Origin of the sequence: Thermosynechococcus sp. QS41 (assembly GCF_031583515.1) — a bacterium.
GTDB lineage: Bacteria > Cyanobacteriota > Cyanobacteriia > Thermosynechococcales > Thermosynechococcaceae > Thermosynechococcus.
Genome location: NZ_CP134181.1, coordinates 1,838,675 through 1,865,337 on the forward strand (window position 1 = coordinate 1,838,675; position 26,663 = coordinate 1,865,337).

Below are 26,663 nucleotides of genomic sequence, written 5' to 3' on the forward strand. Positions count from 1 at the left end.
CGTCAAAAAAGTGTCTAGTTGCCACTGCCCATGATTCCGTCGTTCGCCAGTCTTTTTCTAAAGCATGGAGTCCCAAGGAATGCCTGCGCGTCGCCCCTCCGTTACTTCCCCCATAGGGAGTCTTACAGTGGTAGGGGTGTGCCATCTTGGTGGGAAGGACTGTATGTTAATAATAGAAGGGAATGCACCGCCATTGCGCTCGCTGAGGTGGCCATGATTGAAATGACCGTTGCTGGGATTGCCCTCGATGCCACTAACCGTCGCACGCCAATTGTCTTACTCAAAGACGGTGCTGGACGGCGAGCACTGCCCATCTGGATTGGTGATAATGAGGCGCGGGCAATTTTAATGGCCTTGGAAAATCAACGAGCACCGCGACCGATGACCCATGATCTGATGGTCAACATTCTCAACGAATGGAATATGACCCTAGAACGGGTGGTGATCCATTCCTTGGAAGACAACACCTACTATGCAGTGCTCACCCTGCGCCAAGGAGAAACTCGTAAAGAGATTGATGCTCGTCCCAGCGATGCCATTGCCCTTGCCCTGCGCTGTGATTGCCCGATTTGGGTGATGGAAGCGGTTGTTGCCGATGCCTCGATTCCCGTCGATCGCGATGCTGACGAGGAAGAACGCCAAGCCTTTCGCCGCTTTTTAGATTCGATTCGCCCTGAAGATTTTATTCAGCAGGGCCGGGGAATGGAAGAGGATTCCTCCGCAGGCTAGAATGCGCTACCGCCGCTTTGGTCGCACGGGGCTGAACCTCTCGGTTTTTTCCCTTGGAACGATGCGTGCCTTGGGCAGTCCAGAGGTGATGCAGGCGGTCATTGAGGGGGCGATCGCCCACGGCATGAACCACATTGAAACTGCCGCTGCCTACGGTGCCAGTGAAGCCTATATTGGTCGTGCCCTTAAGGCACTGGGGCAGCCCCCCGTTTTTATCACCACTAAACTCTTGCCCCAAGGGGATGCGGATCACGTCCAGCGGCAAATTGCTCAATCCCTTGAGCGTCTTCAAGTCTCACGGTTAGATGGTGTCGCCCTCCATGGCCTCAACACCCCTGAGCATCTCGCATGGCTGAGCACTGAGGGGATGATAAGGCTGCAGCAATTGCAAGCAAAGGGGGTAATTGGTGCTTTAGGCTTTTCCAGTCATGGATCGTTATCTGTGATTTTGCGGGCGATCGCTAGCAACCAATTTGACTTTGTGAATCTCCATTACACCTACTTTCAGCAACGCAATGCCCCAGCGATCGCCGCTGCCGCCGAGCGGGATATGGGGATTTTTATCATTTCGCCAGCCGATAAAGGAGGACAACTCTACCGGCCTTCCCAACGGCTCCAAGACCTCTGTGCGCCCTTTCACCCTCTCCATTGGAGCTATCGCTGGTTGCTGAGTCAGCCGGCCATCACCACCTTGAGTATTGGACCGGCCACCGTTGCCGAGTTGGCCTTTCCCTTGGCCGTGGCTGATCAGGTGGCACCCCTGAGCGCTGAAGAGCAAGCGGTGGGCGATCGCCTGCAAGCAGTGATGCAGGAAACCTTGGGCACCGATTTGTGTCAACAATGTTATGCTTGTTTGCCCTGCCCTGAGGAAATTCACATCCCCGAAGTGCTGCGGCTTCACAACTTAGCCGTCGCCTACGACATGACAGAATTTGGCAAGTATCGCTATGGGATGTTTGGTCGTGCCGGGCATTGGTTTCCCGGTCAACCCGCCAACCGCTGTACTGAATGTGGCGATTGTTTGCCCCGCTGTCCCAGTGGCTTGGAGATTCCTCGGCTATTGCGCGAAACCCATGAGCAGTTGCAGGGCAGCTCGCGAACCCGCCTTTGGCAGAACATTTAATCAAATAATCAAAAATCGAAAAAACTTCCTATTTTCCCACCCAGTACCGAACTCAACTGTCAAGTATGGGTCAATCCCAATATTCCCGTCCTGTTCCCAACTCAGGGACTTCGCTAAAATCTAAAGTGAAGATAGCTTGTCATCCCGCCACAATGTTGCGCAGTATTGTCAAGGTTGGGTCAAAATTCTTTCTCTCAATCTCAATGTGAAGTATATAAGCTGAGAAAGAATTATGTGAAATGATGTCAAATTACTATGCTCATACTCCAAACCAAGATGGTCAATGGCATTCCCTGTCAGCGCATCTTTCTAAAGTGGCTGGTAGAGCGTCGAAGCTGGCTGGAAAGTTAGGTACACCTCAACTGGGCAACTATGGTGGCCTTTGGCACGACTTAGGCAAATACAACCCTGATTTTCAGGCTTATCTCCAAGCCTGTGCCCAAAATCAAGCTGTTAAAGAGAAAGTCCCTCACGCTAAGTATGGTGCGCTCCTCGCTTTTCAGAAGTGTCAGCCTCTTGCACCAATGATCTATGGCCACCACAGCGGCCTGCCTAATATGGCAGATTTGCAGAATCGGTTGGCGGAGGTTGATCGGGTAACCTACGAGCATATTAAAGGCCTAGCCAAGGCGGATGGGATTGATTTAGACCCGTCAGCAGATTTTCAAAAAGAGTTAACTTCCATTGCTAGCCCTGAGCTAGACATTGCAACTTGTAAATTAAATACTGAACTGTTCCTGCGCTTGCTGTTTTCCTGCTTAGTGGATGCGGACTACCTTGATACGGAATCCCATTTTGATCCAACCGCCGCAGCCCAACGGGGACAGTACCCCTGCCTACAACAGCTATGGTCAGCGTTTGCAGCGAATCAGACTCAATTGATGGCCAATAGCCTAAACACCCCTGTTAATACGGTTCGTAAGGATGTTTATCAGCATTGCTTGACCGCAGCCAAGGAGCCGCAGGGAGTCTTTCGCTTGGCAGTCCCCACTGGCGGTGGTAAAACCCGCAGCAGTCTAGCCTTTGCCCTTCAGCATGCTTTAACACATGGGTTAGATCGCGTCATTGTTGCGGTGCCCTACACCAGCATTATTGAGCAAACAGTCGCCGTCTATCGGGAAATTCTGGGTGAAGACACTGTTCTGGAGCACCACAGCGCAGTGCAAACAGATTTTCAGAATGAAGATGATGCGCGATCGCTCCAAGCCTGTGCCCGCCTAGCAGCTCAAAACTGGGATGCACCGCTGATTGTCACCACGACGGTGCAACTATTTGAAAGCCTATTTGCCAATCGCCCCAGCCGTTGCCGCAAACTTCACAACATTGTCAACAGTGTAATTATTTTAGATGAGGTACAGACCCTGCCGCTGAAACTGTTAGCTCCTATTCTGAGTGTTCTGAAGACACTAGTAGCGCGGTATCGAGTCACGGTTGTGCTCTGTACGGCAACGCAGCCCGCCTTAGCTGGGACAACGCCCTACCTAGAGGGATTTGACAATGTCAGGGATATCATTCCGCCTGAAGAAGCTCAACAACAATTCTGCACCCTGAAGCGGGTCAATTATGAGCAGCCGCCAACCCCGTGGTCATGGCAAGACCTTGTGGCGGATTTGAAGCAGCAACATCAAGCCCTCGTCGTGGTGAATACCCGCAAAGATGCGCTTGCTATTCTGGATGCCCTGGGTGAGGAGGAGCGCGATCGCCAGTTTCATCTTTCAACATTGCTCTACGGTGCCCATCGGCAAGCCGTCCTACAGGAGGTGCGCGATCGCCTGCGAAACAATCAACCCTGCTGGCTTATTTCTACTCAAGTGGTCGAAGCGGGTGTAGATTTAGATTTTCCGGTCGTTTATCGCGCCATGGGGCCACTGGATCGCATTGTGCAGGCGGCAGGTCGCTGTAACCGTGAAGGGCAACGTTCATCCTTGGGACGAGTCGTGATTTTTGACCCCCAAGAGGGTCGCACGCCTCAAGGGGAGTATTGCACCGCTGTTGAAACTACTCGCACTTTACTCAGGCAAGCCATGGTTGACCTAAATGACCCTACAGTTTTTCAGAGGTATTTCCAGCAGCTTTACCAAGTTCATGATCTTGATACCGAAAAAATTCAGCAGTATCGTCAGGCATTCAACTTTCCCGAAGTTGCGCAACGCTTTCGTCTCATCGAGGATCACACGTATCCAGTTGTCATTGTGCCCGATCAAGCAAAAAATAAAGATGAACACAATCAAGTAAAACAGTTAATTCGCCGTATTCAGCAACGCGGCTTAAGGGCAAAAGAAATCCGCGCATTGCAGCCTTACCTTGTCAACCTACGCACCAAGGAATTTCATGACACTGAGCACCTGCGGGAACTGATTGCTGCTGGCCTCTGGGCTTGGCAGGGTGACTATGACCCTCTCAAAGGGATTGCGATCGCAACAAGCCCCATCGTCGCAGATCCCAGCGATCTTATTTTTTAGGTCAGTCAGAGTTAAACTAGAGGAACGGCATCATCGGCTTTCCTAAGCCAATCAAAAGTAAGCTGGCGATAACAATTAAAATCAAATCAATGCTCAGTGTTAAAGTTTGGGGGGATTATGCTTGCTTCACCAATCCTGCCTTTAAGGTGGAGCGGGTGAGCTATCCAGTGATGACACCTAGTGCCGCGCGGGGGGTGTTGGAGGCGATTTTTTGGAAACCTGAGTTTATTTGGCAAGTGGAAGAAATTCACGTTCTGAAGCCGATTCGTCATTTTTCAATTACCCGCAATGAGGTCAACTCTCTGCAAAGCGATCGCGCCGCCCGTCAAGAGAGCTACCGCTATTTTGCTGATGAAGATCGTGCCCAGCGCCATACCCTAGCACTGCGGGATGTGGCCTATGTGATCAAGGCTCAGATTGTTCTACGTCCCCATGTCAATGCTGACATTGCCAAGTACTGTGAGCAGTTTCGCCGTCGGGTCAGGAAGGGGCAATGCCACCACCAGCCTTACCTAGGTACTCGTGAATTTAGTGCCTTCTTTGAGGAACCTACGCCAGCGGATCAGCCGATTGCCCACAGTGATGATTTGGGGTGGATGTTGCTGGATGTCGTCTATGAGCAGGATACCAAGGTAAAGACCCTCAGCTACTGGCGCCACGATGGCAATGGCGCCCATTTAACTACTGGGAAAGCAGAGCCAAAGTTTTTCCATGCGCGATTGATTAATGGTGTCTCAAGGGTGTCCCAAGTTGCGATCGCCCTTCGGGGCGATCGAGGATTGAAACCCCTTATTTGGCGGCACAAACGGAGGTAAAGGCAGTTGCGATCGCCCTTCGGGGCGATCGAGGATTGAAACAATGAATTACAAATAGTTGACCAATCTAGCGCTAAAGTTGCGATCGCCCTTCGGGGCGATCGAGGATTGAAACGACACTCACAGCATCAAAGCGATCGTCCCCGGGACGATATGACAGGATTTCTAAACCAATTGGCTCCCCAGTCACCCCATCCTTGAACAAAATCACCCCATCTCCAAGTTCTGTCGCAACTTGGTTTCTTCGTGGAACTTGCCAGAATACACTTAACAGCTCTGTTTCTGGCTCATAAAATACTCTTATTTGAGCCACACTGTCTCCCCTTCTTTAATGGCGCCAGTTTGATAAGCAGTGATTAAAAAACCATCTCCATTTAAGCGTCGTGCCACTGCAACAACCCAACGTTTTTCTCGCTGTACCCGATAAAACAATAATACTCCTGAATCTCGGCTACTGCGACGAACCTCATCTGGTGTAGAAAGAGCCAACCGCACACAATCTTCCAACTCCTCAATATCAGGGTGCTTGATGAGCAGCCGTTGCCAATACTCCTCAGAGGTTCTAACCGTAAATCCAAGCGGTGTAGAAATTTCAAATTTCATGAAGCTACTGTGGTAGCAAGGGGTGTCTATCGGAGTTGCGATCCCCCTTCGAGGCGATCGAGGATTGAAACTATTCAATACGAATGACTTGCCCCATTGAATGGGGTTGCGATCGTCCTTCGGAGCGATCAAGGATTGAAACGAGGTGATCGAGGATTGAAAAGGGGGCAAAAATATGGAGAGTAGGGAACTCGAATCCCTGACCTTCGCGGTGCGATCGCGACGCTCTACCAACTGAGCTAACTCCCCGATTCTTTCTTTAATATACGGTAAACGAGGACACGATGGTCTTAAATTGGTCTTCTACCTTTGGCCATCGCTCCTCTGGAGCTGAAACACTCAGAGTATAGACCTTGCCTCGGCTCACAGCAATACTCGACAAATTGTGTCGCTGCTGAGCATTGTCCCCATCCCCCGGCAGAGTGACGGCATACTCCAGAATGTAATAAGTTTTGTCATCTGCCTTTTGGGAGGTCGCGGAGATCAAGGCAGAACTGCGCCCGCTTTCAGTTGGGGCAATGATATTTCGCAGCAGGCGATCGCCCACCTCCTCAGGGGATCCCAATTCCTCAAGAGACTTTGTGCTGGAAACCGTATTCACAACCACACTGACGTTTTCTGTCGTCTCGATAATGTCGTGAAAGACCACATCCACGGGGTCATCCACCTGTACTTGTACCCAACCGCGGGGGTAGAGAAACTCATAGCCATCGTAGCTATCCACATAGGCCTGTAGCCCACTGGTGGCCGAACACCCCCCCAGCAACATCACAAGAATCGCCAACGCTGTGGCAAAAAACCGTTGAATCATACCGTCCTTTTGCGCTGTTCTCCCCTATTGTGACACTGAAGCTGGCGTAGCGGGGCGGCGCAATTCCTCTGGATGTGAGGGGGGAATGCCCTCAATCGTAATCAGGGACTCCGTTACCGCTCGCACAATCGGAATCGCCACCGTTGAACCGTAGGCATCATCCCCCTTGGGTTCATCCACTACCGCCAAAATCACATACTGCGGCTGATCAAGGGGAAAAATAGCCGCAAAGCTCGTGATGCGCAGATTGCTGTAGGTACCGCCAATTGCTTTTTGTGCTGTGCCGGTTTTACCCCCCAAGCGGTAGCCGAGAATATGGGCGGGTTTCCCTGTACCGAAGCGCACCACTTCTCCCAGCATTCTGACCACTGCTTGACTGGTGCGCTGCGAGAAGACCCGTCGAGGGGGGCGTTGCTCAAGGCGTTTTTGCAGTTGGCCATTTTCATCGTAGAGGCCATCAATGACATGGGGAGTGACCATCTCTCCCCCGTTGGCGATCGCCCCCAATAGTTGAGCCAAATGCAGCGGCGTCAGGGAAAAGCCTTGGCCAAAGGCCGTTGTTGCCGGTTCAATGGGGTAGTTAATAAATTGCTCCGGGGGCTTTAACTGGGCGGCGGTTTCAAAGGGGAGATCACTGCCCACCTTCTCGGTCAGCCCCAAGCGATGCAGATAGCGATAGTAGTGGCGGGCGGGAATGCGGTTCATCATGTGCACCATGGCCACATTGCTGGAGTAGGCGAGAATTTGGGCAATATTGAGGGCACCGCGGCCGCCGCGTTGGCTAAAATCACTGTTTTGAATTGGCCAGCCCCCCACCGTAATCCGCCCCTCATCGGGCAGCACTGTATCGGGAGTAATGGCATTGAGTTCAAGGGCGATCGCGGTGTTGATCGGCTTAAAGGTTGATCCCGGCTCATAGAGATCCGAGACCGCCCAGTTGCGAAAAAGGGCTGGATCAGCCCGGTAGTAATGATTAGGATCGTAGGAAGGCTCTGAGACCAGTGCCCGCAGTGCACCAGTTTTCACTTCTAGGACAATGACCGTGCCCCGCTTAGCGTTGAATTTGCGTAACTGCTGTTGCAGGGCTTGGCGTGCTGTTTGTTGCAAACGAGTATCAATCGTCAGGCGCACATGGTACCCCTGACTCAAAGCACGCGGATCCGCAGGGGCAAGGGCAGGTAACCATTGACCCAAAGCATTGGTTGATAGGAGCTGGCGGTTATGGGAAACCTGTAAAAACTGGTTTTGGCTAAACTCAATCCCCGCTTGACCTTGGTGGTCACGATCCACATAGCCGACAACGCCCGCCATGAGTTCCTGCTGCGGATAAATGCGCTGCCACGCTTGGTTGAGTTCTAGCCCATCGTAGTTCAAAGCGCGAATTTTAGCAGCAGTTTCCTCATCAATGTCGTAGGCAATGGGTACCCCCGTTGGGTAGGTACTGAACTTGGCCAACAGTTGCTCTGGAGATTGCTTGAGTAAAGGAGCCAGATCGCGGGCGATCGCCCGCCGCTCCACTTTGAACTGAATTGGATGGGCAAAGAGGGTAAACACAGGCCGATCGAGGGCAACAACCGTCTCTCGGCGATCGGTAATTGGGTAGCGTGCCAAGGTTGGCGGAGTATAGCGCCGTTGTTGTTGCTGTGCCCGTGCCGCTAAGGTTTTCCCCTGAACCACTTGCAAATAAACTAGGCGAGCAACCACACCCCCCATCACCATCAGCAAAAAGCCAAAGATCAAGCCAACTCGCAAGGGTGGCAGGGATTGGTTTTGGGGGCGGGCCGTTGTCATGGATAGCGATCAGTAATTGACAGTGCGCTGCGGTGGTAGTGTCACGGGGGGGCGTTCAAAATGAGTTTTGGCAGCAATCTTGCCCTCATTGGGCACAAAAAGAACGTGTTGCGGCGTTTGGGGCACGAGACCTTGGGGCGCGCGCTGGACTTGCTGCGTCACCCGATAGCGGAGGGTTTCATTGCTGACGAGTAGCTCCCGCTCCTGCCGTTTGAGGGTTTCTAAGCGGTCATAGGCTTGACTCCACTGCTGCTCAGAGAGGGCTGCCCAACCATAGAGAGGCAGCACAGCCACAAGGGCACCGGTGGCTGCCACCCCAGAAACCCACTGAATGCTCAGTAATGCCTTTTGCCAGAGGGGGACTTGTCGCTTGGGGAGAGGCCGAATTTCCGTCAGTGTTGGCGACGATTGGGGAATAAATCGGGATTTGAATTTAGGGGCAGCAACCATAGACTCCAGCACTCCTCAGCAATTTATTACCCTAAAAGATTATGACGCACTGTAAAGATACCCATAAATAAACCATCATTCGGGCAATTCATGCAAAAGTACGCGCTGCAATTCGTAGCTTTGCCGATCGCGATCGCGGGTTGAAAGTAACTTCCGCTGCATCCGCCACAATCGGTTTACGAGTCACAACTGCCAAGAGGGGATTGCCACGCCACGCCTGCTTCACCCGCCGATCTTCCAAGCTATGGAAGCTAATGACGGCAATGCGCCCTGCGGGCTTTAACCATTGGGGCGATCGCGCCAAAAATTGGTCGAGCACCGCTAGCTCTTGGTTCACATAGATACGCAAGGCCTGAAAAACCCGTGTGGCTGGATGAATGCGTTGCCGCGGAGAAGCTTTGAGGCAGTGGGCAACCAACTGCGCCAGTTCTTGGGTGGTGGCAAGGGGACGACGGGCAACAATGTGGCGAGCAATGCGGCGGGCAAAGCGTTCTTCGCCATATTCGTAGAAAATATCCGCCAGTTCTCGCTCGCTGTAGTGATTAATCACCGTTGCCGCTGTCAAAGGGTTAGCGGGATTCATGCGCATATCGAGGGGGGCATCAAAGCGAAAACTAAAGCCCCGCTCTGGACGATCCAACTGGGCGGAACTCACTCCTAAATCTGCGAGAATGCCATCAAACATCGGCTCAGCCACAGGCAGATCAGCAAAGTTGCCGTGCCAAAACTGGACGCGATCGCCAAAGGGGGCGAGGAATTCCTGAGCCGCCGCTAGAGCCATCGGGTCTTGATCGATCGCCAGCACCCGACAGGTAGGTTCACTGCGCAATAGCAGTGCCGTGTGGCCGCCACCTCCCACCGTTGCATCCAAATAGAGTCCCCCGGCCTTGGGTTGCAATGCCTCCAGAACTGCGCTTGCCAGTACCGGTTGATGGTAGGTGGAAAATTCCAAATCTTGCATGAGCGGATCAGAACCAGCGTAAAATTTGCCACAGCACAGTCCCTTGGAGAGCAGCCGCCGTGAACGATACTTCCCTCAACTTAGCCGATGAACTGCTGATACGGGATCAACTCGTGCAGCAACTCTCAGAGGAACTCTATCAACTCATGGTGCAGCATCCTGAGTTATTTGTGCGCTTTTACCAAGCCCGCAAGACCGAGGCAGCCAATGCCGCAGCCCTGAAGTTGCTGCAAGCCCAAGTGCAACAGGTGGAAGCACAAATTGCTGCCTATCAAGAACAGATCCTTGCCTACCAGCAGCAGAGCCAAAGTCGTGAAGCGGAAATGAATGAATTGAAAGCTCAAGTCATTGAATTGAGCGATCGCAATGAGATGCTAGAGCGCGTCATCCAGGAAATGCCCGAAGTCTATCGGCAAAAATTTAGTGAGCGGCTGAGTCAGGTGAAACTCAAAATTGAAAGCCTCGAAAAAGAAAACGCACAACTGCGTGCCGAACTGCGGAATCTGCAAACCCTCTTGGCCGCTCAAGCCCGCCAGCAACAACAGCAGGGATTCCCCTCATTGCAACCTGCGCGCGTTGGCTTGATTCCCAGCTTTAATACCTAGGTGGACAGGAATCAAAGCGTGACCCCTGCCAACGAAGATCTGCGGGAACTCAAAAAAATACTAGAAGACTTTTTTACAGGGTTTCCCGTCAAGGTCTATCTATTCGGCTCGGCTGCCCGTGGTGCTCTCCGCCAAAGCTCTGACTTAGATGTCGGGATTTTGCCCCTTGCACCACTGCCCGTGGGGCTGTTGAGTGAGTTGCGGGAGCACCTAGAGATGTCCAATTTGATCTATCCAGTCGATGTCGTGGATTTATCAGAAGTGTCCGCCGACTTTCGATCGCGAGTGATTGCAGAGGGAATTGAGTGGATCGGCTCAGGGAACGATTAGTGGTTGCCCAAAGAGCGCTAGCTGCTTTGCAAGAATTGCCCTTGGGTAAGCGCACAGATACGATTATTCGTGATGCTGCAATTCAGCGATTTGAATACACCCTAGAAGCCGTCTGGAAAGCAGCACAACTATATCTACGGGAACGCGAAGGATTAGACATCGCCTCACCGAAGGGCGTGATCCGTGCTTGCTTGGCTGTTGGCCTACTTACTCCAGAGGAAGGCCGTTTAGCGCTAAAAATGGTGGATGATCGCAACTTAACCGTCCACACCTACAATGAGACCTTGGCAGATGCAATTTTCTCGCGGTTAGCACAGCACGCCATGCTCATGGATCGCTGGTTAGCTGCCCTCGCAGCAGGAGGATTAGAGGATTGAAAATACGGATTTGGTGTGCGGCACAGCCAAGGGAAGCCGAACTGTCTGCGGATCAAGTCGCGACCCAAGTGGTACCCCTGCTGCAACAGTGCCAAGACAGTGCCGAGATTGCCATCTGTCCTCTCGATGCCCCGATCGCGATCGCTCCCCAACCGCAGGTGCTAGACTATAGCCTCACCCATTGGGCATCATCCGAGCTTTGGCAGCAGTGTCAAGCGTTGCGTGCCTTGGTTACCCAGTGGGGGATACGAACCAGCACAGGGGGTCTCTATCAGTTGCCACTAGCGCAAACGGCAAAGGGGACGCTCTTTGGCGAAATCATTGGCTGCCTTGAAGGGACATGGCAGTTACCTATCCATGCCAGCGATCGCCAGCGACAAACCCTCTATGCCCTCGGACGGCGACTCCTAGATCACTTACAGGCACCGGTAGGCTGCTATTTTCTGCAATTTGGCTGGCAGGGGGAAGTGATCTTTGAGCGACTGTGGCCTTTTCCAACCGTGGCGGCCCTAGCCAGTATTGGTGTGCAAACGCCTGATTGGTTCACAGCTCACTACCAGTGTTTAAGCGCCATGCCCCTGCGGGATCTGCGGATTCCCGCTCGCGAGACAGTGCGGCGATTAGAATAGAGAGCGCAGCGTTTGGAAAGGTGAAGCGTGAAGATTGTCCGCCGGCGGCTAGTGGGTTGGCAAGCGGTCTATGACATTGGTTTAGCTGGGGATCACAATTTTCTCTTGGCCAATGGAGCGATCGCCGCCAATTGCTTTAACAAGTCCCACTCCACGGCCTACGGCTATGTGACCTATCAAACCGCCTTTCTCAAGGCCAACTTTCCCGTCGAGTACATGGCCGCCTTGCTCACGGCGAATAGTGGCGACCAAGACAAGGTACAGCGCTATATTGCCACCTGCCTCAGCATGGGGATTGAGGTTCTTCCCCCCGATGTGAATCGCTCGGATATTGACTTTACGCCCGTGGGGGACAAAATTCTTTTTGGTCTGTCGGCCGTACGCAATGTTGGTCAGGGAGTGATTGAGGCCATTTTGCAGGCACGGGCAGAGGGGGGTGCCTTTCAAAGTTTGGCGGATTTTTGCGAACGGGTTCCGCGTGCGGGGGGCGATAGTCGCATTCTCAACCGTCGTGCCCTTGAATCCCTGATTGCCTGTGGTGCCATGGATAGTCTGCATCCGCAGCGCAACCGCAACCAACTGATGCAGGATCTCCCCCTCGTGCTGGAGTGGGCACAGGCGCGCGCCAAGGATCGGGCGGTGGGGCAAGTCAACCTCTTTGATATGTTGGCGGGTGGCTCCAGCAATGAATCCGGCGGTAGCTATGACCCAGCCCCCAGTGCGCCCCCAGTGGACGACCTACCGGATGCCGAAAAGCTCCGCCAAGAAAAAGACCTACTGGGATTTTATGTGTCGAACCATCCCCTCAAGGATATTCATCGGCCAGCGGCCATGATTGCCCCTATTAGCTTGGCGGATCTCGAGCAGTACACAGGTCAAGGGATAGTGAGTGTCATTGCCCTGCTGACAGGACTCAAGCCCATTACCACCAAGCGCGGCGAGCGGATGGCCATTGTGCAGTTGGAAGACCTCACGGGTCAAGCGGAAGCTGTCGTCTTTCCCAAAGCCTACGAGCGCATTCATGGGCAGTTACAGCTTGATCATCGGCTACTGCTGTGGGGCACCCTAGAGATGCGCGACGATCGCCCCCAACTCCTGATTGAAGATGCCGAACCCCTTGAAGCGGTGAAGCTGGTGCTTGTGGATTTGCCTGTTGAGCAAGCGGGGGACATTCAAGCCCAAAGTCGCCTCTCGGAAGTGCTCAAACAACAGGTGGGCGACATGCCCAAGGTGCCGGTAGTGGTCAAAGTGACCGATGGCTACCATGCCCAGTACGTACGCCTAGGACCACAGTTTCGCGTTGAAGATGCCGATCGCGCCCGCCATGCCCTTGCTAGTGCCGGTTTTCAGGCTGAAGCGAGTGAACTGTTGAGTCTCAAGCTCTAGGCAAAGACATCCCTAAAGAAGGCAATGGCTTCCCCAAGGGCAGCAATAAACTGATCAATTTCAGCGCGGGTGTTGTAGAAATAGAGGCTGGCCCGTGCCGTGGACTGAACCCCTAAATGGCGGTGCAAAGGCTGTGTGCAGTGGTGTCCTGCGCGGATGGCAATCCCCGACTGATCAAGGATGGTCGAGAGATCGTGGGGATGCACCTCACCAACGGTAAAGCTGGCCAAGGCAGCGCGATCGCCGGACTTCGGGCCATAGAGGGTGACACCGGGCAGTTCTTGGAGGCGTTCAAAGAGATAGGCGGTGAGTTCCTGTTCGTAGGCATGGATGCGCTCCATCCCCCACTGGCTCAGATAATCCACCGCTGCCCCAAGGGCGATCGCCTCCGCAATCGCTGGCGTTCCCGCCTCAAACTTATGGGGAATATCGGCATAGGTGGCATGGTCGAGAAAGACATCGGCAATCATTTCGCCACCGCCCAAGAAGGGGGGCATTTGCCGCAGGAGTTCCGCGCGTCCCCAGAGGAAACCAATGCCCGTGGGTGCACACATTTTATGACCGGAGGCCACCAGCCAATCGCAGCCCAACTGCTGCACATCAATGGGGAGGTGAGGCACACTTTGGCAGGCATCCACCAGTACCCGCGCCCCCTTGGCATGGGCAAGACGCACAATCTCGGGAATCGGGTTCAGGCACCCCAGCGTGTTGGATACATGGGCGACGGCCACTAACCGCGTGCGATCGCTCAAAAGACTTTCGTAGTGGTTGAGATCAAACGTTTGCTCTGGCGTCAGTTCGACAAACTTGAGGCGAGCACCGGTTTTCTGAGCCACAAACTGCCACGGAATCAAATTACTGTGGTGCTCCATCACCGTCAGGATCATTTCATCCCCTGCCTGCAGCGTATTCATGCCCCAACTATAGGCCACGAGGTTAATCGCCTCACTGGCATTGCGGGTATAGATAATCTCCTCGGCATGGGGGGCATTGACAAAACGCGCCACTTTTTCCCGTGCCCCTTCGTAGGCCGTGGTCGCCTCAGCACTCAGGGTATGTACGCCCCGATGGACGTTGGAGTTGTAGCGACGATAGTAGTCCTCAAGGGTATTGAGAACTGCCAAGGGCTTTTGGGAGGTGGCTGCATTGTCAAAGTAAATCAAGGGGCGATCGTGCACCTGTCGCGCCAAAATCGGAAAGTCAGCACGGCAAAGGTCAGCGAGGGAGCGGCTCGGGGCGATCGTCATAGTGGTTGTGGTGGCATCAGTAACATTCAGGAATTTCCTTGCAAGTCCCCACAGCATTTGCAGGGATACATTTCTCACTATACTCCCTTCCCCCTCGCAGAAGGTGGTTTGAGGCTGAACAGGAATAGCAAACCGCTATCTTGATCCCCGTGCAGAATAAATGTTATGAAATCCTGACATTTGATCCCTGCAAAAGAGTAAACTGCGTATAAATTCCTAGAAGTGTGCCCGAATTCCCTTGACGCCCCAAGACTTTTTTGCCAAAGATCAAGGGCAAAGGATAGCTCTGTCTATCAACCCACGATAAGGAGGCACCCATGCCGAAAGATCGCCCCCCTTTAGAAGAAATGACCTTGCGGCAGTTGCGGCGCATTGCCAGTGAACTGCAAGTGTCCCGTTATAGCCGTATGCGCAAAGATCAACTCCTCGCTGCCATCCGTGAAAAGCAGGCGCAAGCCAACGGATCCACCACTACCATTTCTGTCCAACCTGTCCCCTCTAATCTGGAGTCGCAAGAAAAAGTGGAAGCAGCAAAATTTGACCTCGGTCCTGCTCAAGAGGATGTTCTCTTGGCCTCTGTAGATGAAGGTCTTGGGGATTTGCCGGGGGGCTATGGTGAAAGCCGCATTGTCCTCATGCCCCGGGATCCGCAGTGGGCCTACGCCTATTGGGATGTGCCCAACGAGCACCGCGAAGAATTGCGGCGGCAAGGGGGTCAGCAACTGGCTCTCCGGCTCTACGATGCCACGAATATCAACCTCGATAGCCAAATTCCCCACAGTGTTCAGGAGTACCCCTGCGATGAGTTGGCGCGGGAGTGGTATCTGCCCATCCCCGTGAGCGATCGCGACTATGTGGTGGAAATTGGTTACCGCTGTGCCGATGGCCGCTGGTTGGTTCTAGCCCGTTCTGCCCCTGTGCATATTCCCCCCACCTACCCCTCAGATTGGGTCTGGGATCAATTCATTACAGTGGATTGGGATATGGATCTGCGGGGCAAAACCCTCTTTGATCTGGGGGCACCCTTGGCGGGCACTGCCGAACCCCATCCCATTTACGAAGGCATCTTTGCCATGGCCGAAGGGGCCGAAGCGCAGCGGGTGGCAGGTTCTCTCTTTGGCTCCATGCACCAAGTCCCCGGCTCCATCTCCCAGTTGCCCGAAATGGCCATCAGTTCCTACGTCTTCCCCTCTGGGGTTGGCCTATGGGCTGTGCCGACGGTGTCGGGTCTGACGATGTCGGGCGTTGGCTTCTCAGCTTCGGCGGCTCCGATTCGTCCCCGCAAATTCTGGTTGGTGGCGGATGCTGAACTCATTGTCTATGGGGCTACGGAGCCAGATGCCACCGTCACCATTGGTGGGCGCCCGATCAAACTCAATCCCGATGGTACATTCCGCTTCCAAATGTCCTTCCAAGATGGCCTCATTGACTTCCCGATCTTGGCAGTGGCGGCAGATGGGGAACAAAACCGCGCCATTCACATGAAGTTCACCCGCGAAACCCCCGAACGTCGCACCAATACCAAGGAAGAAGCGGTGCTGGAGTGGCTGGCCTAAGCGAGTTGGTTGGCTCAATCCATGCCTTTCCCTCTGCCGAGTGGTGGGGGGATTTTTTTAGGCACGCAAAAAGGCAAGCAGTTCACGATTGACTAGCCCCGGCACTTCCTGTTGTGCCCAATGGCCACAGTCGGGCAGATATTTCAGCCGCCACGGTGCATGGATCCACGCTTCGATACCGTTGGCAAGGCTGGGTTGGGCGAGGGGATCATCGGCGCCCCAGAGAATCAGGGTGGGGCTGGTAATGGCTTCCGTGTGCTGTTGCAGTAGGTGCCACCACTGTTGGGGTGAAAAAAGATGGCGATAACTTTTGAGCACCGCAGCGATCGCCCCCGCTTTTTCGAGAGCCGCTTGATAGAGTTGCACGGTTTCTGCCGAGAAGGCAGCCTTGCGGATGGAGTAGCGTTGAAAGAGATCCTGCAAAAAACTCCGCAGATTATGCCCTAGCCAGTATTCCGCCAAGCCGGGGATGTGGCAAGCCAACAGTGGCCAGTTGCGCCAAAAATGCTCTACCTGTTGCCAGAGTTCCAGTCCCACACGGTAGGGGTGGGGGGTATTCAAGACGGCTAAATGCTGCACCCTCTGCGGAAAACGTGCCGCCACGTGCCAAGCAATCAGGCCACCGCAATCATGGCCGACAATGTGGGCGCGTTCATAGCCCAGTTCTTGGATCAGCGCCGTGACATCTTGGCTGAGGGTATCGAGATCATAGCCGTGGGCAGGCTTCTCGGAGTCATTGTAGCCCCGTAGATCTGGCACTACAACCTTGAAATGACGAGCCAGTACGGGAATTTGAAATCGCCAAGAGTACCAAAACTCTGGAAAGCCATGCAACAGAATCACAAGATCACCGCTGCCTTGGGTGACATAGTGCAGGCGTACTTGGTTAACGCTGAGGTACTGGTGTTGCCAACTAAGGGACGCTTCAGTCATTGAGGGTGGGGATCAAAGTAGAAGGAAAGTCCAGCTACTTTTAAGCTAGCACCGACAAAAGATCGAGGGATAGCCCCGACAGGATTAAACCGCAGTGGGGATACGGACTTCCTTGAGGAGATTGGCCAGTTCTTGCAGTTGATTGATCGCCTCTGCCCCTTCGAGTTTCATGAGTTCGCGGTCATCGCGCATTTCAGTCCAAGTGATCCCATAGTCAGAGACCAAAAAGCGAATCAGGTGGTTGTCGGCCAAGCTGACCATGAAAGAGGCACTGTTGAGTTCACCGCCACAGGTGTAGCAGGAGGCCATGTAGCCTCGGTTTTCTAGGGCAATTGCCAGAGCTTGCAGGTTCAACACTAAATCGCGAATAAACTGGCGGTGTTGTTCGGCTAAACGGTAAAACATAGGACGATTCACTCCAAGCAATGAACAAAGTTATAGCACAGCTGCTAGGGAAATATTAAGACAATCTTAAGAAAGGGCAAGGCCGTACCAACGTTGTTAAATTCCTGCAGCCATTTGTAAAATTTGATAGAAAAATAAGGGAAGCTCAAATTTGTTATCGAAACCATCTTATGAAAGAGGGGACTTAACAGCTGCCCGCTGGGGATAGCCCTCCAAAGCGCGACGTTTACCTCTGGCTACCCTTTGCTCAACGTTTTAGCGGTTGTTGATTTGTTCTTGCTACTATACTCTTCATTTTAGCTTTAATCTACTTTAGGATTGGCTTTACGTTTCTAGGGTAGAGTAGCCCTAACGACATATCTTGCAAGACAATGCCAGCAACCACGATTGTTCCCGTTGCCCTTGCGGTTCTTTACCAAGGCGATCGCGTCCTTATGCAGCTGCGCGATGACAGTCCCCATATTTTGTATGCCGGCCACTGGGGACTTTTTGGCGGTCATCTTGAACCCGAAGAAGCACCGCTCGCGGGCGTCCAGCGGGAAGTCTATGAGGAGATTGGCTACTGCCCACCTCACCTCACCTTTTTTGGAGAGTACGGCGATCCCCAAGTACATCGCTATATTTTCACAGGCCCTTTGACGTGTGCACTGGAAAACTTGGTACTCAACGAAGGACAGGGCATGGACTTGGTACCCTACGATTCGGTGGTGGCTGGGGTTCACTATGCCCAAACCCTCGGCGAAGATCGCCCCTTAGGCGCCATCCACCAGCGCATTCTGCTGGATTTCTTTGCTAGGAGAGAATCCCCCGTTTAAGCAGCAAACTGTTGCAGCACCCGTTCGGGGGTTCCCAGTCCTTGGACAGAGCGATCGAGATACAGCACCTGATCACAGGTTGCCCTTACCCGCTCCAAGTGATGGGAAATTTGTAAAATTGCCCAGCCCTCACTCACCTTGAGGGTCTCCAGTAGGTCATAAAATTGTTGCTCACCTCGGAGATCTAAGCCAGCGGGAGCTTCATCCAAAATCAGGAGACGACGGGGTTGCACCAAGCAATAGGCCAAGAGGGCGCGCTTTGTTTCGCCCCCGGAAAGGGAACTCATGGGTTGTGTCGCAAGATGCTCGAGGTGCAGGCGTTGGAGACTTTCCAAGATGGCGCGATCGCGCTGCTGTCGGTGCTGCCAAGGCCACTGCCACGTAGGTTGCCCCCAGCCCAAACCCACAAATTCAGCCACGGTGATCGGAATGCGTGGATCGCACTGAAAATTTTGCGGCAAGTAGGCTACCTGTTGGCGGACATAGGGGAGCGTGCGGCGATAGCCCATACCATAGCCCAAGAGGGTCACCCGTCCCTGCTGGTAGGGAATAATGCCCAAAATGGCTTGAATCAGGCTACTTTTGCCCGCCCCATTGGGACCAATAATGGCCATATTCGTATCGGCGGCGAGGGTAAAGGAGACATTTTCCACCACCCAGCGATCGCCCCGCCGCACCGAGAGGTTTTCCACCTCTAGCAGGTATTCGTTCACAGTGCTGCCCCTAACGGTCTATTCACCTGCATCCACCATGTCCCTACCACCGCGATCGCATCGGGACGACGATAGGCTTGCTGTTGCGCCCCAAAAGCCTCAGCCAGATTGCGAATGTTTTGCTCCATTCTTTGCAGGAAGTAGGTCGGCGTGAGATCAGCGGCAGTGGGAGCACGCTCTAGGGGATCAAACACACTCACTTTTACGCCCAAATCCTGCGCTAAACTTTCAAAGACCTGTTCTTGCCCCGGTTCCGTCAGGAGCGTTTTCAGATCACTTTGTTGCACCGCCTGCATCACCCGCTGCACATCCGCAGGTGAGGGATTAACCGACGGAATGCCCACGAGATAGATCGCTTTCAGGTTATAACTCTCGGCAAAGTAGGGTGCGACATCGTGATAAACCACAAATGTTTTGCCCGCAAAGGGAGTGAGTTTTTCCCGGGCGAGGGCATCTAGGGCTTCTAACTCCTGAATAAAGGCAGCGCTATTTTGCGCGTAGATGGCAGCCCCTTCGGGATCCACAGCAATCAGACCATCGCGAATGTTTTTCACTTGCTGCATGGCACGCTGGGGATCTAGCCAAATGTGGGGATTGAATTCACCGTGGCTGTGACCGTGGTCATCATGAGCGTGGTCGTGGTGGTGATCGTGGTGGTGCTCGTGATTATCCTTTTCGCTGGCAAGGGTGGCCACCCCCGCGCTGGTATCAATGATCTTGAGATTGGGATTGGCGGCGTTTTCAATCAGTTTGTCTAAAAAGGTTTCCATCTCAAGGCCATTTTTGACCAAAACCCTTGCTGTGGCCAGCAGCCGCACATCCTCAGGCCGCGCTTGAAAGTCATGGGGGTCAATATTGGCCGGCAAGAGTTGCTCAACAGTGGCGCGATCGCCTGCGACCGCTTTTGTAAAAGCAGTGATGGGTAAGAAAGTCGTCACAATGGTGAATTGGGCTTCTGCCTGTGAGGTCTCTTGCTCCTGTGGCGACTGGGCTTGGGGGGCACAACTGCCCAAAAATACCCCCAGAGTTACCAGCAGCCCCCAGCGTTTAAGGTGAGCTTGGATAGCCATAGAGAAATAGATGAATGATAACCATTCTCATATTTGCACACTTAGGCAGGGAGAGCAAGCAAAAATAAAGGGGCAAGTCTAAACCTCCCCCTTCGCAAAAACCAATTAGCGATCGCGAGTTTTTAGCCTTCGAGATTCAAGAACGGCAAGAGTGCCATGATCCGTGCCCGCTTAATCGCCACTGCCAGTTGTCGCTGTTGCTTGGCCGTGAGACCGGTCACCCGCCGCGGCAAGATTTTCCCCCGTTCAGTGATAAAGCGCCGTAGTAAATCAACATCCTTGTAATCAATGGGCTGTCCAGGGGGAATGGGAGAAATGCGTCGCCGATAAAATGCCATAGCTGTCCTCTAATTACTTGATTTCTTTGTGAATGGTGTGCTTGTTGCAGTGGGGGCAAAATTTCTTCAGTTCTAACCGCCCTGTGGTGGTGCGACGATTTTTGGTGGTGGTGTAGCGAGATACGCCAGGCGATCGCTTGGCCGGATTAGTGCGACACTCTGTGCACTCTAGGGTGATAATGATTCTGGCGCCTTTTGCTTTAGCCATGGTCTTGCCTATCTATCCAGTGAGCCGATCTCTAATTATGGCAGATCTTTGCGGATTTTGCTCACCAATTCAATGAGCTTGCGATCAAGGGCAAAGCCCCGCCGACAGCGATATACCTTTGTGCCGCCAAGGCGATCGTGGAGCGTGCGGTGCTCTTCATCAATCCACGCCAAGCTACAGTCAACGGCCAAGGGCAGTGCCAAAATAATCAGCGCCATACTCGGGCCATAGGACTCCAAGCCTGCCAATGTCAACAGCGCCCCGACACCAATCACCAGTTCTCGCTTGCTGAGGGACAGGAGATCCGGTGTCCGCTGCCGCTGATCCAACAGGCGCACATTCATCAGCCAATGGCCGGGGCTTTGACCCTTATTGCGGTTCACCATCGCCACCCGCAGCAACCACCAAACGATGGCAAAAACAAACAGTTGCCCCCACTGAATGGCTGCCCCCGGCGTGATACCGACAACACTCGTCAACCAGATGAGGATAAAGTCAATGCTGGTGGCGATCGCCCGTCGCCAAGGCTGAGCCAGTGGTAAGGGGGGTGGATATTGACGGGAAAGTGCCATAGCAAACACGCGGTGGCAAAAGGCCAGAGAGTGGCTAGACTAGTATAGCTTGAGGCCGATTCCCTCAAAAAATTCTGCGGAGTTTGGACGGTGCAACCCGTTGATTTGACGACCCTGCGTGCTGTTTGTGCCGATCTCCAACATTGGCTACCGGCACGGCTCGAAACGGTTTACCAGCGCGATCGCCACACGATTGCCTTGGCGCTGCGCACGCTGAAAAAACAGGATTGGCTGACCCTCAGTTGGCATCCCCAAGCGGCACGCATTGCCTTTGAACCACCGCCCCCCCGCCAACCCGACACCTTTACCTTTAGTCAGCAACTCCATGCCCAACTCAATCGCCTTGCCCTTGTGCGGGTGGGGTTAGTCAACCCTTGGGAGCGCGTCTTGGTCTTGGAATTTGCCCCTCGTCCGCAGGCAGCAACGCAGTGGCGTCTCTATGCCGAGATCATGGGCAAGTACAGCAACGTGATTCTGGTTAACGCTGCCGGGGAAATTGTTACTGCTGCCCACCAAGTCAATGCCCAACAGTCCCGCTTGCGCCCAATTCTGACCGGTCAACCCTATGTGCCCCCACCCCCCCTAACGGCCGCGTTGCCCAGTTGCGAGATTCCCTTTGAGCAGTGGCAACAACAGGTAAGCGTGATTCCCGGACTGCTGCGGCAGCAACTTCTGAAGGCCTATCGGGGACTGAGTCCAGCCTTGGTACAGCAACTACTGGCGGATGCCGCATTGTCCCTAGAAAGTCACACCACAGAGCTAACCGCTGAAGAATGGCGACGGCTATTTGACCATTGGCAGCACTGGCTGGCGTGTTTAGAGAGCGGGCATTTTGTCCCCCAATTGACATCAACGGGCTATCGCGTCATTCCCCCCCTTGGGACTCAGAGCCAGCCAACGGCCACTATCCATGAGCTGCTTGCCACCTACTACCAAGACCAACTGCGGCAACAGCAAACGCAGCAACTCCGTCAACAGTTGCACCAGAGCCTACAGGCACAGCGGCAAAAACTGATTGCCAAAATTGAGGGCTTTCGGGAACGCTTAGCGGCGGCGGCTGGGGGCGATCGCCAGCGGTATTTGGCCGACCTACTGATGGCCCATGCCCACCTGTGGCAACCGGGGATGACGAAACTGATCGTGACGGACTTTGCCACCCAAGAACCCCTTGCCATTCCCCTCTCGCCAGAGAAGAGCGCCATCCAAACGGCGCAGGAGCTGTACAAACAACAGCAGAAACTCAAACGTGCCCAGCAGCACATTACGCCGCTCCTCGCCGCCGCTGAAGGGGAACTGGCCTATCTCGATCAGGTGGCGGCCACCCTCACTACGGCCACATCCTTAGATGTCCTTGAGGAGATTCGCGCTGAATTGATTCAACAGGGATACCTGACGGCGCCCGATTACTATCGTCCCCCTACCACGCCCAGTCCCTACCTACGCTATACGACACCAAGTGGCTTCACGGTTCTCGTGGGGCGCAACAACCGTCAGAATGACGATCTCACCTTTCGCGTTGCCAGTCCCTACGATTGGTGGTTTCACACCCAAGAGATTCCCGGTAGCCATGTGATTCTCCGCCTCGCAGCGGGGGAGGTGCCCAGTGAGAAAGATATTCAATACGTGGCGAATTTGGCGGCCTACCATAGTCAAGCCCGTGCCAGTGCCCAAGTACCCGTGGTCTATACTCGCCGCAAGTATGTGCAAAAACCGAAGGGCGCCAATCCGGGGATGGTGATCTACGATCAGGCGACAGTGGTGTGGGGGTGCCCTCTGAGTGTCAGTGATGGCTCTTCCGATCTGCCCCAAGGGGGTGCTGGCGGCGATCGCCACGGGATCATGGCAGAATAGAACCGTGTTTTTTACGACACCATTGACTGCTGAGGTTCTATGCTGCGCCTAAATCGAAAATCCCTAATTTCAATCCTATTAAGCGTTGTTGCCATTATTTTAGTCGGCTGTGGCAGCCCCAGTGCCACGACCACCCCTCCGCCCACCTATAGTGAGTTGCAAATTACTCGCATTCAAGACTACCTGAGTGACATTGAGAAAAATGCTGAACGCTTTGCCGACCTAGAGGTCAGTGTGGCCAAAGGGGATTGGCAGGAAGCCCGCAACATTATGCGCGGCCCTCTCGGTGAAATGCTGATGGATATGCGTGCCCTCAACCGCAATCTCTTGGCCAAGGATCAACCCACCCCCACAGCTTTGACCCGTGCCCTGACGGATGACTTCCTGAAAATTGATCAGGGGGCGGATCTGAATAGTGTCACCGTGGCTCAAGAGGGCTTCCGTGATGCTGAAGCGGACTTCAAGGCCTATCTCAATAGCTTGCCTGAGTTGTCCTAGTCCCCTGCGTTTCTCCTAGGTTGATAGCCGTTGCCCATGTCCTTCGTCGGTCTGCATATTCACAGTGATTACAGTCTCCTCGATGGAGCTAGCCAGCTTCCCGACCTAGTGGCACGGGCAATGGAATTGGGGATGCCCGCGATCGCCCTCACGGATCACGGGGTGATGTATGGCGCCGTTGAACTGTTAAAGTTGTGTCGCGGCAAACCCCTGAAGCCAATCATTGGCAATGAGATGTACGTCATCAATGGCGACATCACCAAACAGGAGCGCAAACCCCGCTTTCACCAAGTGGTGCTGGCCAAAAATAAACAGGGCTACCACAACCTCTGCAAACTCACCACCATCTCCCACCTGCAGGGCTTCCAAGGCAAGGGCATTTTTGCTCGCCCCTGCATCAATAAAGAACTGTTGGCGCAATACCGCGACGGACTCATTGTCACCAGTGCTTGCCTCGGTGGTGAGATTCCCCAAGCCATTTTGCAGGGCAAGCCGGATTTGGCACGCAGTGTTGCTGCCTGGTATCAAGAGACCTTTGGTGAGGATTTTTACCTTGAGATCCAAGACCACGGCAGTCAAGAGGATCGGGTAGTCAACGTTGAACTGGTGCGCATTGGCCGCGAGTTGGGGATCAAAATTATTGCCACCAATGACTCCCACTTTATCTCCTGCAATGACGTTGAAGCCCACGACGCCCTGCTTTGTATCCAGACCAACAAGCTGCTCACCGATGACAAGCGGATGCGCTATAGCGGCACGGAGTACCTGAAATCCGCTGCTGAAATGGCTCGGCTGTTTCGGGATCACTTGCCCGCTGAGGTCATTGAAGAGGCTTTGGCGAATACCCTTGAAGTGGCCGAAAAGATTGAACCCTATGACATCTTTCGTGAACCCCAAAGTCCAGAGTTTCCAGTGCCTGCTGGCCATACAGCCGATACCTACCTAGAGCAAGTGGCGTGGCAAGGACTGTTGGAGCGATTTCACCTCAGCGATCGCCAGCAGTTGGATCCCACCTACCGGCAGCGCTTGGAATACGAACTCAAAATACTCCAGCAGATGGGGTTTTCGAACTATTTCCTTGTGGTTTGGGACTACATCAAATATGCCCGCGACCACAACATTCCCGTCGGGCCAGGGCGGGGATCGGCAGCGGGTTCCCTTGTAGCCTATGCCCTGCGCATTACCAACATTGATCCCGTACACCACGGCTTGCTCTTTGAGCGGTTTTTGAACCCTGAGCGCAAGTCCATGCCCGATATTGATACGGACTTCTGCATTGACCGCCGCGAGGAGGTGATCCAGTACGTCACCGAAAAATACGGCAGCGATCGCGTCGCCCAGATCATCACCTTCAACCGCATGACCTCAAAGGCGGTGCTCAAGGATGTGGCACGGGTGCTGGATATTCCCTATAGCCAAGCGGATCAAATGGCAAAGCTGATTCCGGTGGTGCGGGGCAAACCAGTTAAATTGGCGGTGATGATCTCCGATGACACCCCCTCGCCAGAATTCAAGGAAAAGTACGACAGTGATCCGCTGGTGCGCCGCTGGATTGATATGGCGATGCGCATTGAGGGCACCAACAAAACCTATGGCGTCCATGCAGCCGGCGTTGTCATTGCCTCAGAACCCTTGGATCAACTGGTGCCGCTGCAACGCAATAACGATGGGGCGGTGATTACCCAGTATTTCATGGAGGATCTGGAATCCCTTGGCCTTTTGAAGATGGACTTTTTGGGTCTCAAGAACCTGACAATGATCCAAAAGACGCGGGAGCTGATCCAGAAAAACCACGGTCAAACCCTTGATTTGGATGCATTGCCCCTAGATGATGCCAAGACGTACCAAATTCTGGCGGAAGGTAAACTGGAGGGGATCTTCCAACTAGAATCTTCGGGGATGCGCCAAATTGTCCGAGATCTCAAGCCCTCAAATCTGGAAGACATTTCCTCGGTGCTGGCGCTCTATCGACCGGGACCGTTGGATGCAGGCCTGATTCCCAAATTCATTAACCGCAAGCATGGTCGGGAACCCATTCAATATCAACATGAGCTTTTGAAACCCATTTTGCAGGAAACCTACGGCGTTCTTTGTTATCAGGAGCAAATCATGCGGATGGCGCAGGACTTGGCAGGCTATTCTCTGGGTCAAGCGGATCTGCTCCGCCGCGCGATGGGCAAGAAGAAAAAAGAGGAAATGGAAAAACATGAAGCCCTCTTTATTGAGGGAGCGGCGAAAAATGGGGTGCCCAGCGCAGTCGCCCAAGAACTCTTTAAGCAGATGCTGGATTTTGCTGAATACTGTCTGAGTGGCGAGACGGCGGTGATGACGGTGGAATATGGGGCTGTCCCGATTCGCCGCTTGGTGCAGGAAAAATTGGCCTGTCAGGTGTACAGCCTTGATTCCCAAGGGCATCTTTATACCCAGCCCATTGCCCAATGGCACTTTCAGGGCTTCCGTCCCGTGTATGAGTATGAACTTGAGGATGGCTCAACGATTTGTGCGACACCTGATCACCGCTTTATGACCACCCGTGGCCAGATGCTGCCCATTGAGCAAATTTTTCAGGAAGGACGAGAGCTATTCCAATTCGCGATCGCCCCCAGTACGGCGCTGGCTCAAGGTCTCAAACCAGCGGCGCAGATGAGCCGCTAGACAATCTTGAATAGCTTCACTCACCTGATCAGTGGGTTGATCCGCCGCAATTCGCTGCCAGCGATCGCCCCCTGCCTCAGCCAAGGCCATAAATCCTTGACGAACTCGCTCATGAAAGGCCACCGCATGCTGCTCTAGGCGATCCGCTATGCCCCGCCGTTGGGTGCGGGCAAGGCCAACCTGAACCGGCAGATCCAGCCAGAGAACTAAATCCGGCATCAGTCCAGCGGTGGCAATCTGGTTGATGTGCTCGATGAGGCTCAAGTCCAGTCCCCGCCCATAGCCTTGGTAGGCAATGGTGGAAGCCGTGTAGCGATCGCACAGGACAATGCCCCCCCGTTGCAGTTGGGGGCGGATACTCGTCGCCACGTGCTGGGCGCGATCGGCGGCATAGAGAAGGAGTTCTGCCATGGGATCAATCTCTAAATCACTATGGAGCAGCAGTTGCCGCAGGCCTTGGCCAAGGGGCGTTCCCCCCGGTTCACGGGTCAGCAGCAGGGGCGGATCAATGTCAGCGGATCGTAATTTTGCCAGCCAGCCACTTTCCTCTAGCCATGTGGCGATCGCCCCCATTTGGGTCGTTTTGCCGGCACCCTCTCCCCCCTCTAGGACAATAAACAAACCAGTGTAGGGATGCATGAATTCAGCGATTTTGAAGAAAGGTTTGATATAATCGCGGCATCCTGCCATACAATGCAGGTCACCTTACAATGGGGGTAATGCTCAATTC

General features: G+C 53.8%; 27 protein-coding genes, 1 tRNA gene, 2 pseudogenes and 1 CRISPR repeat array. Of the genes and pseudogenes, 14 read left to right on the top strand and 16 right to left on the bottom strand.

The window, feature by feature from the left end; all coding sequences use genetic code 11:
- Positions 1 to 213 precede the first annotated feature (213 nt).
- The 4 genes and pseudogenes from RHJ80_RS09070 to cas5c all read left to right on the top strand — a co-directional run.
- On the top strand, positions 214 to 729 hold the full coding sequence (locus RHJ80_RS09070) for a bifunctional nuclease family protein (protein WP_206201676.1): 516 nt from the start codon (positions 214 to 216) through the stop codon (positions 727 to 729).
- A gap of 1 nt (position 730) precedes the next feature.
- Positions 731 to 1,852, top strand: coding sequence for an aldo/keto reductase (locus tag RHJ80_RS09075; protein ID WP_310742936.1), 1,122 nt, complete (start codon positions 731 to 733; stop codon positions 1,850 to 1,852).
- Between the two features lie 314 nt (positions 1,853 to 2,166).
- Positions 2,167 to 4,314 carry a CRISPR-associated helicase Cas3' gene (cas3, locus tag RHJ80_RS09080; protein ID WP_310800835.1) on the top strand — a complete coding sequence of 716 codons (2,148 nt, stop codon included), beginning with the start codon at positions 2,167 to 2,169 and terminating at the stop codon, positions 4,312 to 4,314.
- An 89-nt stretch (positions 4,315 to 4,403) separates the two neighbouring features.
- Positions 4,404 to 4,997: pseudogene (gene cas5c, locus RHJ80_RS13125) on the top strand (type I-C CRISPR-associated protein Cas5c); the annotation flags it as partial.
- 64 nt (positions 4,998 to 5,061) lie between these two features.
- A CRISPR array of direct repeats spans positions 5,062 to 5,244; the repeat unit is 38 nt; unit sequence AGTTGCGATCGCCCTTCGGGGCGATCGAGGATTGAAAC.
- On the opposite strand, the pseudogene RHJ80_RS13130 reads toward cas5c, so the two are convergent.
- From RHJ80_RS13130 to rsmH, 7 genes and pseudogenes are all read right to left on the bottom strand, one after another.
- Positions 5,245 to 5,442 (bottom strand): annotated as a pseudogene (locus RHJ80_RS13130) (hypothetical protein); the annotation flags it as partial.
- Positions 5,430 to 5,732: a hypothetical protein gene (locus tag RHJ80_RS09085; protein ID WP_310800836.1), complete on the bottom strand. Its 303-nt coding sequence runs from the start codon at positions 5,730 to 5,732 to the stop codon at positions 5,430 to 5,432. The gene RHJ80_RS09085 and the pseudogene RHJ80_RS13130, both read right to left, overlap by 13 nt.
- A 176-nt stretch (positions 5,733 to 5,908) precedes the next feature.
- Positions 5,909 to 5,981: transfer RNA gene (locus RHJ80_RS09090), tRNA-Ala, on the bottom strand.
- A gap of 10 nt (positions 5,982 to 5,991) precedes the next feature.
- Positions 5,992 to 6,543 carry a photosystem II reaction center PsbP gene (gene psbP / locus RHJ80_RS09095; RefSeq protein WP_310453708.1) on the bottom strand — a complete coding sequence of 184 codons (552 nt, stop codon included), beginning with the start codon at positions 6,541 to 6,543 and terminating at the stop codon, positions 5,992 to 5,994.
- Positions 6,544 to 6,567: 24 nt separating this feature from the next.
- Positions 6,568 to 8,334: a penicillin-binding protein 2 gene (locus RHJ80_RS09100; protein WP_302678125.1), complete on the bottom strand. Its 1,767-nt coding sequence runs from the start codon at positions 8,332 to 8,334 to the stop codon at positions 6,568 to 6,570.
- Positions 8,335 to 8,343: 9 nt separating this feature from the next.
- Positions 8,344 to 8,784 (bottom strand): hypothetical protein, encoded by a 441-nt coding sequence (locus tag RHJ80_RS09105; RefSeq protein WP_310800837.1) that lies wholly within the window; start codon positions 8,782 to 8,784, stop codon positions 8,344 to 8,346.
- An 88-nt stretch (positions 8,785 to 8,872) separates the two neighbouring features.
- Positions 8,873 to 9,745, bottom strand: a complete 873-nt coding sequence (gene rsmH, locus RHJ80_RS09110; protein ID WP_310800838.1) for a 16S rRNA (cytosine(1402)-N(4))-methyltransferase RsmH — start codon at positions 9,743 to 9,745, stop codon at positions 8,873 to 8,875.
- Positions 9,746 to 9,804: 59 nt separating this feature from the next.
- On the opposite strand from rsmH, the gene RHJ80_RS09115 reads away from it, so the two are divergent.
- From RHJ80_RS09115 to RHJ80_RS09135, 5 genes are read left to right on the top strand one after another with little or no spacing between them, the layout of a single operon-like run.
- Complete coding sequence (locus tag RHJ80_RS09115; protein ID WP_149818787.1) at positions 9,805 to 10,350, top strand: Npun_F5560 family protein; 546 nt, start codon at positions 9,805 to 9,807, stop codon at positions 10,348 to 10,350.
- Between the two features lie 18 nt (positions 10,351 to 10,368).
- Complete coding sequence (locus RHJ80_RS09120) at positions 10,369 to 10,680, top strand: nucleotidyltransferase domain-containing protein (RefSeq protein ID WP_310438169.1); 312 nt, start codon at positions 10,369 to 10,371, stop codon at positions 10,678 to 10,680.
- Positions 10,656 to 11,057 carry an HI0074 family nucleotidyltransferase substrate-binding subunit gene (locus RHJ80_RS09125; protein WP_315862888.1) on the top strand — a complete coding sequence of 134 codons (402 nt, stop codon included), beginning with the start codon at positions 10,656 to 10,658 and terminating at the stop codon, positions 11,055 to 11,057. The genes RHJ80_RS09120 and RHJ80_RS09125 overlap by 25 nt, the downstream gene beginning before the upstream one ends.
- Complete coding sequence (locus tag RHJ80_RS09130) at positions 11,054 to 11,686, top strand: hypothetical protein (protein ID WP_206199907.1); 633 nt, start codon at positions 11,054 to 11,056, stop codon at positions 11,684 to 11,686. The genes RHJ80_RS09125 and RHJ80_RS09130 overlap by 4 nt, the downstream gene beginning before the upstream one ends.
- A gap of 27 nt (positions 11,687 to 11,713) precedes the next feature.
- Entirely contained in the window at positions 11,714 to 13,072 is a 1,359-nt protein-coding gene (locus tag RHJ80_RS09135; RefSeq protein WP_302678130.1) for an OB-fold nucleic acid binding domain-containing protein, read from the top strand.
- Here the strand turns inward: RHJ80_RS09135 and RHJ80_RS09140 are convergent.
- Positions 13,069 to 14,319 (bottom strand): SufS family cysteine desulfurase, encoded by a 1,251-nt coding sequence (locus RHJ80_RS09140; protein WP_310743550.1) that lies wholly within the window; start codon positions 14,317 to 14,319, stop codon positions 13,069 to 13,071. The two genes, RHJ80_RS09135 and RHJ80_RS09140, sit on opposite strands and share 4 nt — an antisense overlap.
- A 317-nt stretch (positions 14,320 to 14,636) precedes the next feature.
- Here RHJ80_RS09140 and RHJ80_RS09145 point away from each other — a divergent pair, with 317 nt between their 5' ends.
- Positions 14,637 to 15,875 (top strand): DUF4912 domain-containing protein, encoded by a 1,239-nt coding sequence (locus RHJ80_RS09145; RefSeq protein ID WP_310800839.1) that lies wholly within the window; start codon positions 14,637 to 14,639, stop codon positions 15,873 to 15,875.
- 57 nt (positions 15,876 to 15,932) lie between these two features.
- Here RHJ80_RS09145 and RHJ80_RS09150 read toward each other — a convergent pair whose 3' ends face one another.
- Both RHJ80_RS09150 and RHJ80_RS09155 read right to left on the bottom strand, forming a co-directional pair.
- Positions 15,933 to 16,808 carry an alpha/beta fold hydrolase gene (locus RHJ80_RS09150; RefSeq protein ID WP_206199911.1) on the bottom strand — a complete coding sequence of 292 codons (876 nt, stop codon included), beginning with the start codon at positions 16,806 to 16,808 and terminating at the stop codon, positions 15,933 to 15,935.
- A gap of 84 nt (positions 16,809 to 16,892) precedes the next feature.
- The gene (locus tag RHJ80_RS09155) at positions 16,893 to 17,213 is read right to left on the bottom strand and encodes a DUF1815 family protein (protein WP_149818796.1); all 321 of its coding nucleotides are present in this window, start codon (positions 17,211 to 17,213) and stop codon (positions 16,893 to 16,895) included.
- Positions 17,214 to 17,584: 371 nt separating this feature from the next.
- Between RHJ80_RS09155 and RHJ80_RS09160 the strand changes: the two genes are divergently transcribed.
- Complete coding sequence (locus RHJ80_RS09160) at positions 17,585 to 18,028, top strand: NUDIX hydrolase (RefSeq protein WP_206199912.1); 444 nt, start codon at positions 17,585 to 17,587, stop codon at positions 18,026 to 18,028.
- Here the strand turns inward: RHJ80_RS09160 and RHJ80_RS09165 are convergent.
- The 5 genes from RHJ80_RS09165 to RHJ80_RS09185 form a co-directional block, all read right to left on the bottom strand.
- Positions 18,025 to 18,741: a metal ABC transporter ATP-binding protein gene (locus RHJ80_RS09165; protein WP_206199913.1), complete on the bottom strand. Its 717-nt coding sequence runs from the start codon at positions 18,739 to 18,741 to the stop codon at positions 18,025 to 18,027. The genes RHJ80_RS09160 and RHJ80_RS09165 overlap by 4 nt on opposite strands.
- Positions 18,738 to 19,811, bottom strand: a complete 1,074-nt coding sequence (locus RHJ80_RS09170) for a metal ABC transporter substrate-binding protein (RefSeq protein ID WP_310800840.1) — start codon at positions 19,809 to 19,811, stop codon at positions 18,738 to 18,740. Before RHJ80_RS09170 ends, RHJ80_RS09165 begins: the two co-directional genes overlap by 4 nt.
- Positions 19,812 to 19,933: 122 nt before the next feature.
- Positions 19,934 to 20,149, bottom strand: coding sequence for a 30S ribosomal protein S18 (gene rpsR, locus RHJ80_RS09175; protein ID WP_011057896.1), 216 nt, complete (start codon positions 20,147 to 20,149; stop codon positions 19,934 to 19,936).
- A gap of 13 nt (positions 20,150 to 20,162) precedes the next feature.
- Positions 20,163 to 20,357, bottom strand: a complete 195-nt coding sequence (rpmG, locus tag RHJ80_RS09180) for a 50S ribosomal protein L33 (RefSeq protein ID WP_149818803.1) — start codon at positions 20,355 to 20,357, stop codon at positions 20,163 to 20,165.
- A gap of 35 nt (positions 20,358 to 20,392) precedes the next feature.
- Positions 20,393 to 20,929 (bottom strand): RDD family protein, encoded by a 537-nt coding sequence (locus RHJ80_RS09185; protein WP_302676047.1) that lies wholly within the window; start codon positions 20,927 to 20,929, stop codon positions 20,393 to 20,395.
- A gap of 90 nt (positions 20,930 to 21,019) precedes the next feature.
- Here RHJ80_RS09185 and RHJ80_RS09190 point away from each other — a divergent pair, with 90 nt between their 5' ends.
- The 3 genes from RHJ80_RS09190 to RHJ80_RS09200 are packed head-to-tail and all read left to right on the top strand — an operon-like array spanning position 21,020 to position 25,933.
- Positions 21,020 to 22,780: an NFACT RNA binding domain-containing protein gene (locus tag RHJ80_RS09190; RefSeq protein ID WP_310800841.1), complete on the top strand. Its 1,761-nt coding sequence runs from the start codon at positions 21,020 to 21,022 to the stop codon at positions 22,778 to 22,780.
- 39 nt (positions 22,781 to 22,819) lie between these two features.
- Entirely contained in the window at positions 22,820 to 23,278 is a 459-nt protein-coding gene (psbQ, locus tag RHJ80_RS09195; protein WP_302678133.1) for a photosystem II protein PsbQ, read from the top strand.
- A gap of 36 nt (positions 23,279 to 23,314) precedes the next feature.
- Positions 23,315 to 25,933: a DNA polymerase III subunit alpha gene (locus RHJ80_RS09200; protein WP_310800842.1), complete on the top strand. Its 2,619-nt coding sequence runs from the start codon at positions 23,315 to 23,317 to the stop codon at positions 25,931 to 25,933.
- Here RHJ80_RS09200 and tmk read toward each other — a convergent pair.
- On the bottom strand, positions 25,859 to 26,572 hold the full coding sequence (gene tmk, locus RHJ80_RS09205) for a dTMP kinase (protein ID WP_310800843.1): 714 nt from the start codon (positions 26,570 to 26,572) through the stop codon (positions 25,859 to 25,861). The genes RHJ80_RS09200 and tmk overlap by 75 nt on opposite strands.
- Between the last annotated feature and the right edge of the window lie 91 nt (positions 26,573 to 26,663).

What these genes read in the sequence shown, in the direction of transcription:
- RHJ80_RS09140 (WP_310743550.1), bottom strand. Translation starts at nt 14,319, where the DNA reads ATGACGATCGCCCCGAGCCGCTCCCTCGCTGACCTTTGCCGTGCTGAC.
- rpmG (WP_149818803.1), bottom strand. Translation starts at nt 20,357, where the DNA reads ATGGCTAAAGCAAAAGGCGCCAGAATCATTATCACCCTAGAGTGCACA.
- RHJ80_RS09155 (WP_149818796.1), bottom strand. Translation starts at nt 17,213, where the DNA reads ATGTTTTACCGTTTAGCCGAACAACACCGCCAGTTTATTCGCGATTTA.
- RHJ80_RS09200 (WP_310800842.1), top strand. Translation starts at nt 23,315, where the DNA reads ATGTCCTTCGTCGGTCTGCATATTCACAGTGATTACAGTCTCCTCGAT.
- RHJ80_RS09075 (WP_310742936.1), top strand. Translation starts at nt 731, where the DNA reads ATGCGCTACCGCCGCTTTGGTCGCACGGGGCTGAACCTCTCGGTTTTT.
- RHJ80_RS09160 (WP_206199912.1), top strand. Translation starts at nt 17,585, where the DNA reads ATGCCAGCAACCACGATTGTTCCCGTTGCCCTTGCGGTTCTTTACCAA.
- RHJ80_RS09170 (WP_310800840.1), bottom strand. Translation starts at nt 19,811, where the DNA reads ATGGCTATCCAAGCTCACCTTAAACGCTGGGGGCTGCTGGTAACTCTG.
- psbP (WP_310453708.1), bottom strand. Translation starts at nt 6,543, where the DNA reads ATGATTCAACGGTTTTTTGCCACAGCGTTGGCGATTCTTGTGATGTTG.
- rsmH (WP_310800838.1), bottom strand. Translation starts at nt 9,745, where the DNA reads ATGCAAGATTTGGAATTTTCCACCTACCATCAACCGGTACTGGCAAGC.
- RHJ80_RS09105 (WP_310800837.1), bottom strand. Translation starts at nt 8,784, where the DNA reads ATGGTTGCTGCCCCTAAATTCAAATCCCGATTTATTCCCCAATCGTCG.
- RHJ80_RS09085 (WP_310800836.1), bottom strand. Translation starts at nt 5,732, where the DNA reads ATGAAATTTGAAATTTCTACACCGCTTGGATTTACGGTTAGAACCTCT.
- psbQ (WP_302678133.1), top strand. Translation starts at nt 22,820, where the DNA reads ATGCTGCGCCTAAATCGAAAATCCCTAATTTCAATCCTATTAAGCGTT.
- RHJ80_RS09100 (WP_302678125.1), bottom strand. Translation starts at nt 8,334, where the DNA reads ATGACAACGGCCCGCCCCCAAAACCAATCCCTGCCACCCTTGCGAGTT.
- RHJ80_RS09185 (WP_302676047.1), bottom strand. Translation starts at nt 20,929, where the DNA reads ATGGCACTTTCCCGTCAATATCCACCCCCCTTACCACTGGCTCAGCCT.
- tmk (WP_310800843.1), bottom strand. Translation starts at nt 26,572, where the DNA reads ATGCATCCCTACACTGGTTTGTTTATTGTCCTAGAGGGGGGAGAGGGT.
- RHJ80_RS09150 (WP_206199911.1), bottom strand. Translation starts at nt 16,808, where the DNA reads ATGACTGAAGCGTCCCTTAGTTGGCAACACCAGTACCTCAGCGTTAAC.
- rpsR (WP_011057896.1), bottom strand. Translation starts at nt 20,149, where the DNA reads ATGGCATTTTATCGGCGACGCATTTCTCCCATTCCCCCTGGACAGCCC.
- RHJ80_RS09070 (WP_206201676.1), top strand. Translation starts at nt 214, where the DNA reads ATGATTGAAATGACCGTTGCTGGGATTGCCCTCGATGCCACTAACCGT.
- RHJ80_RS09145 (WP_310800839.1), top strand. Translation starts at nt 14,637, where the DNA reads ATGCCGAAAGATCGCCCCCCTTTAGAAGAAATGACCTTGCGGCAGTTG.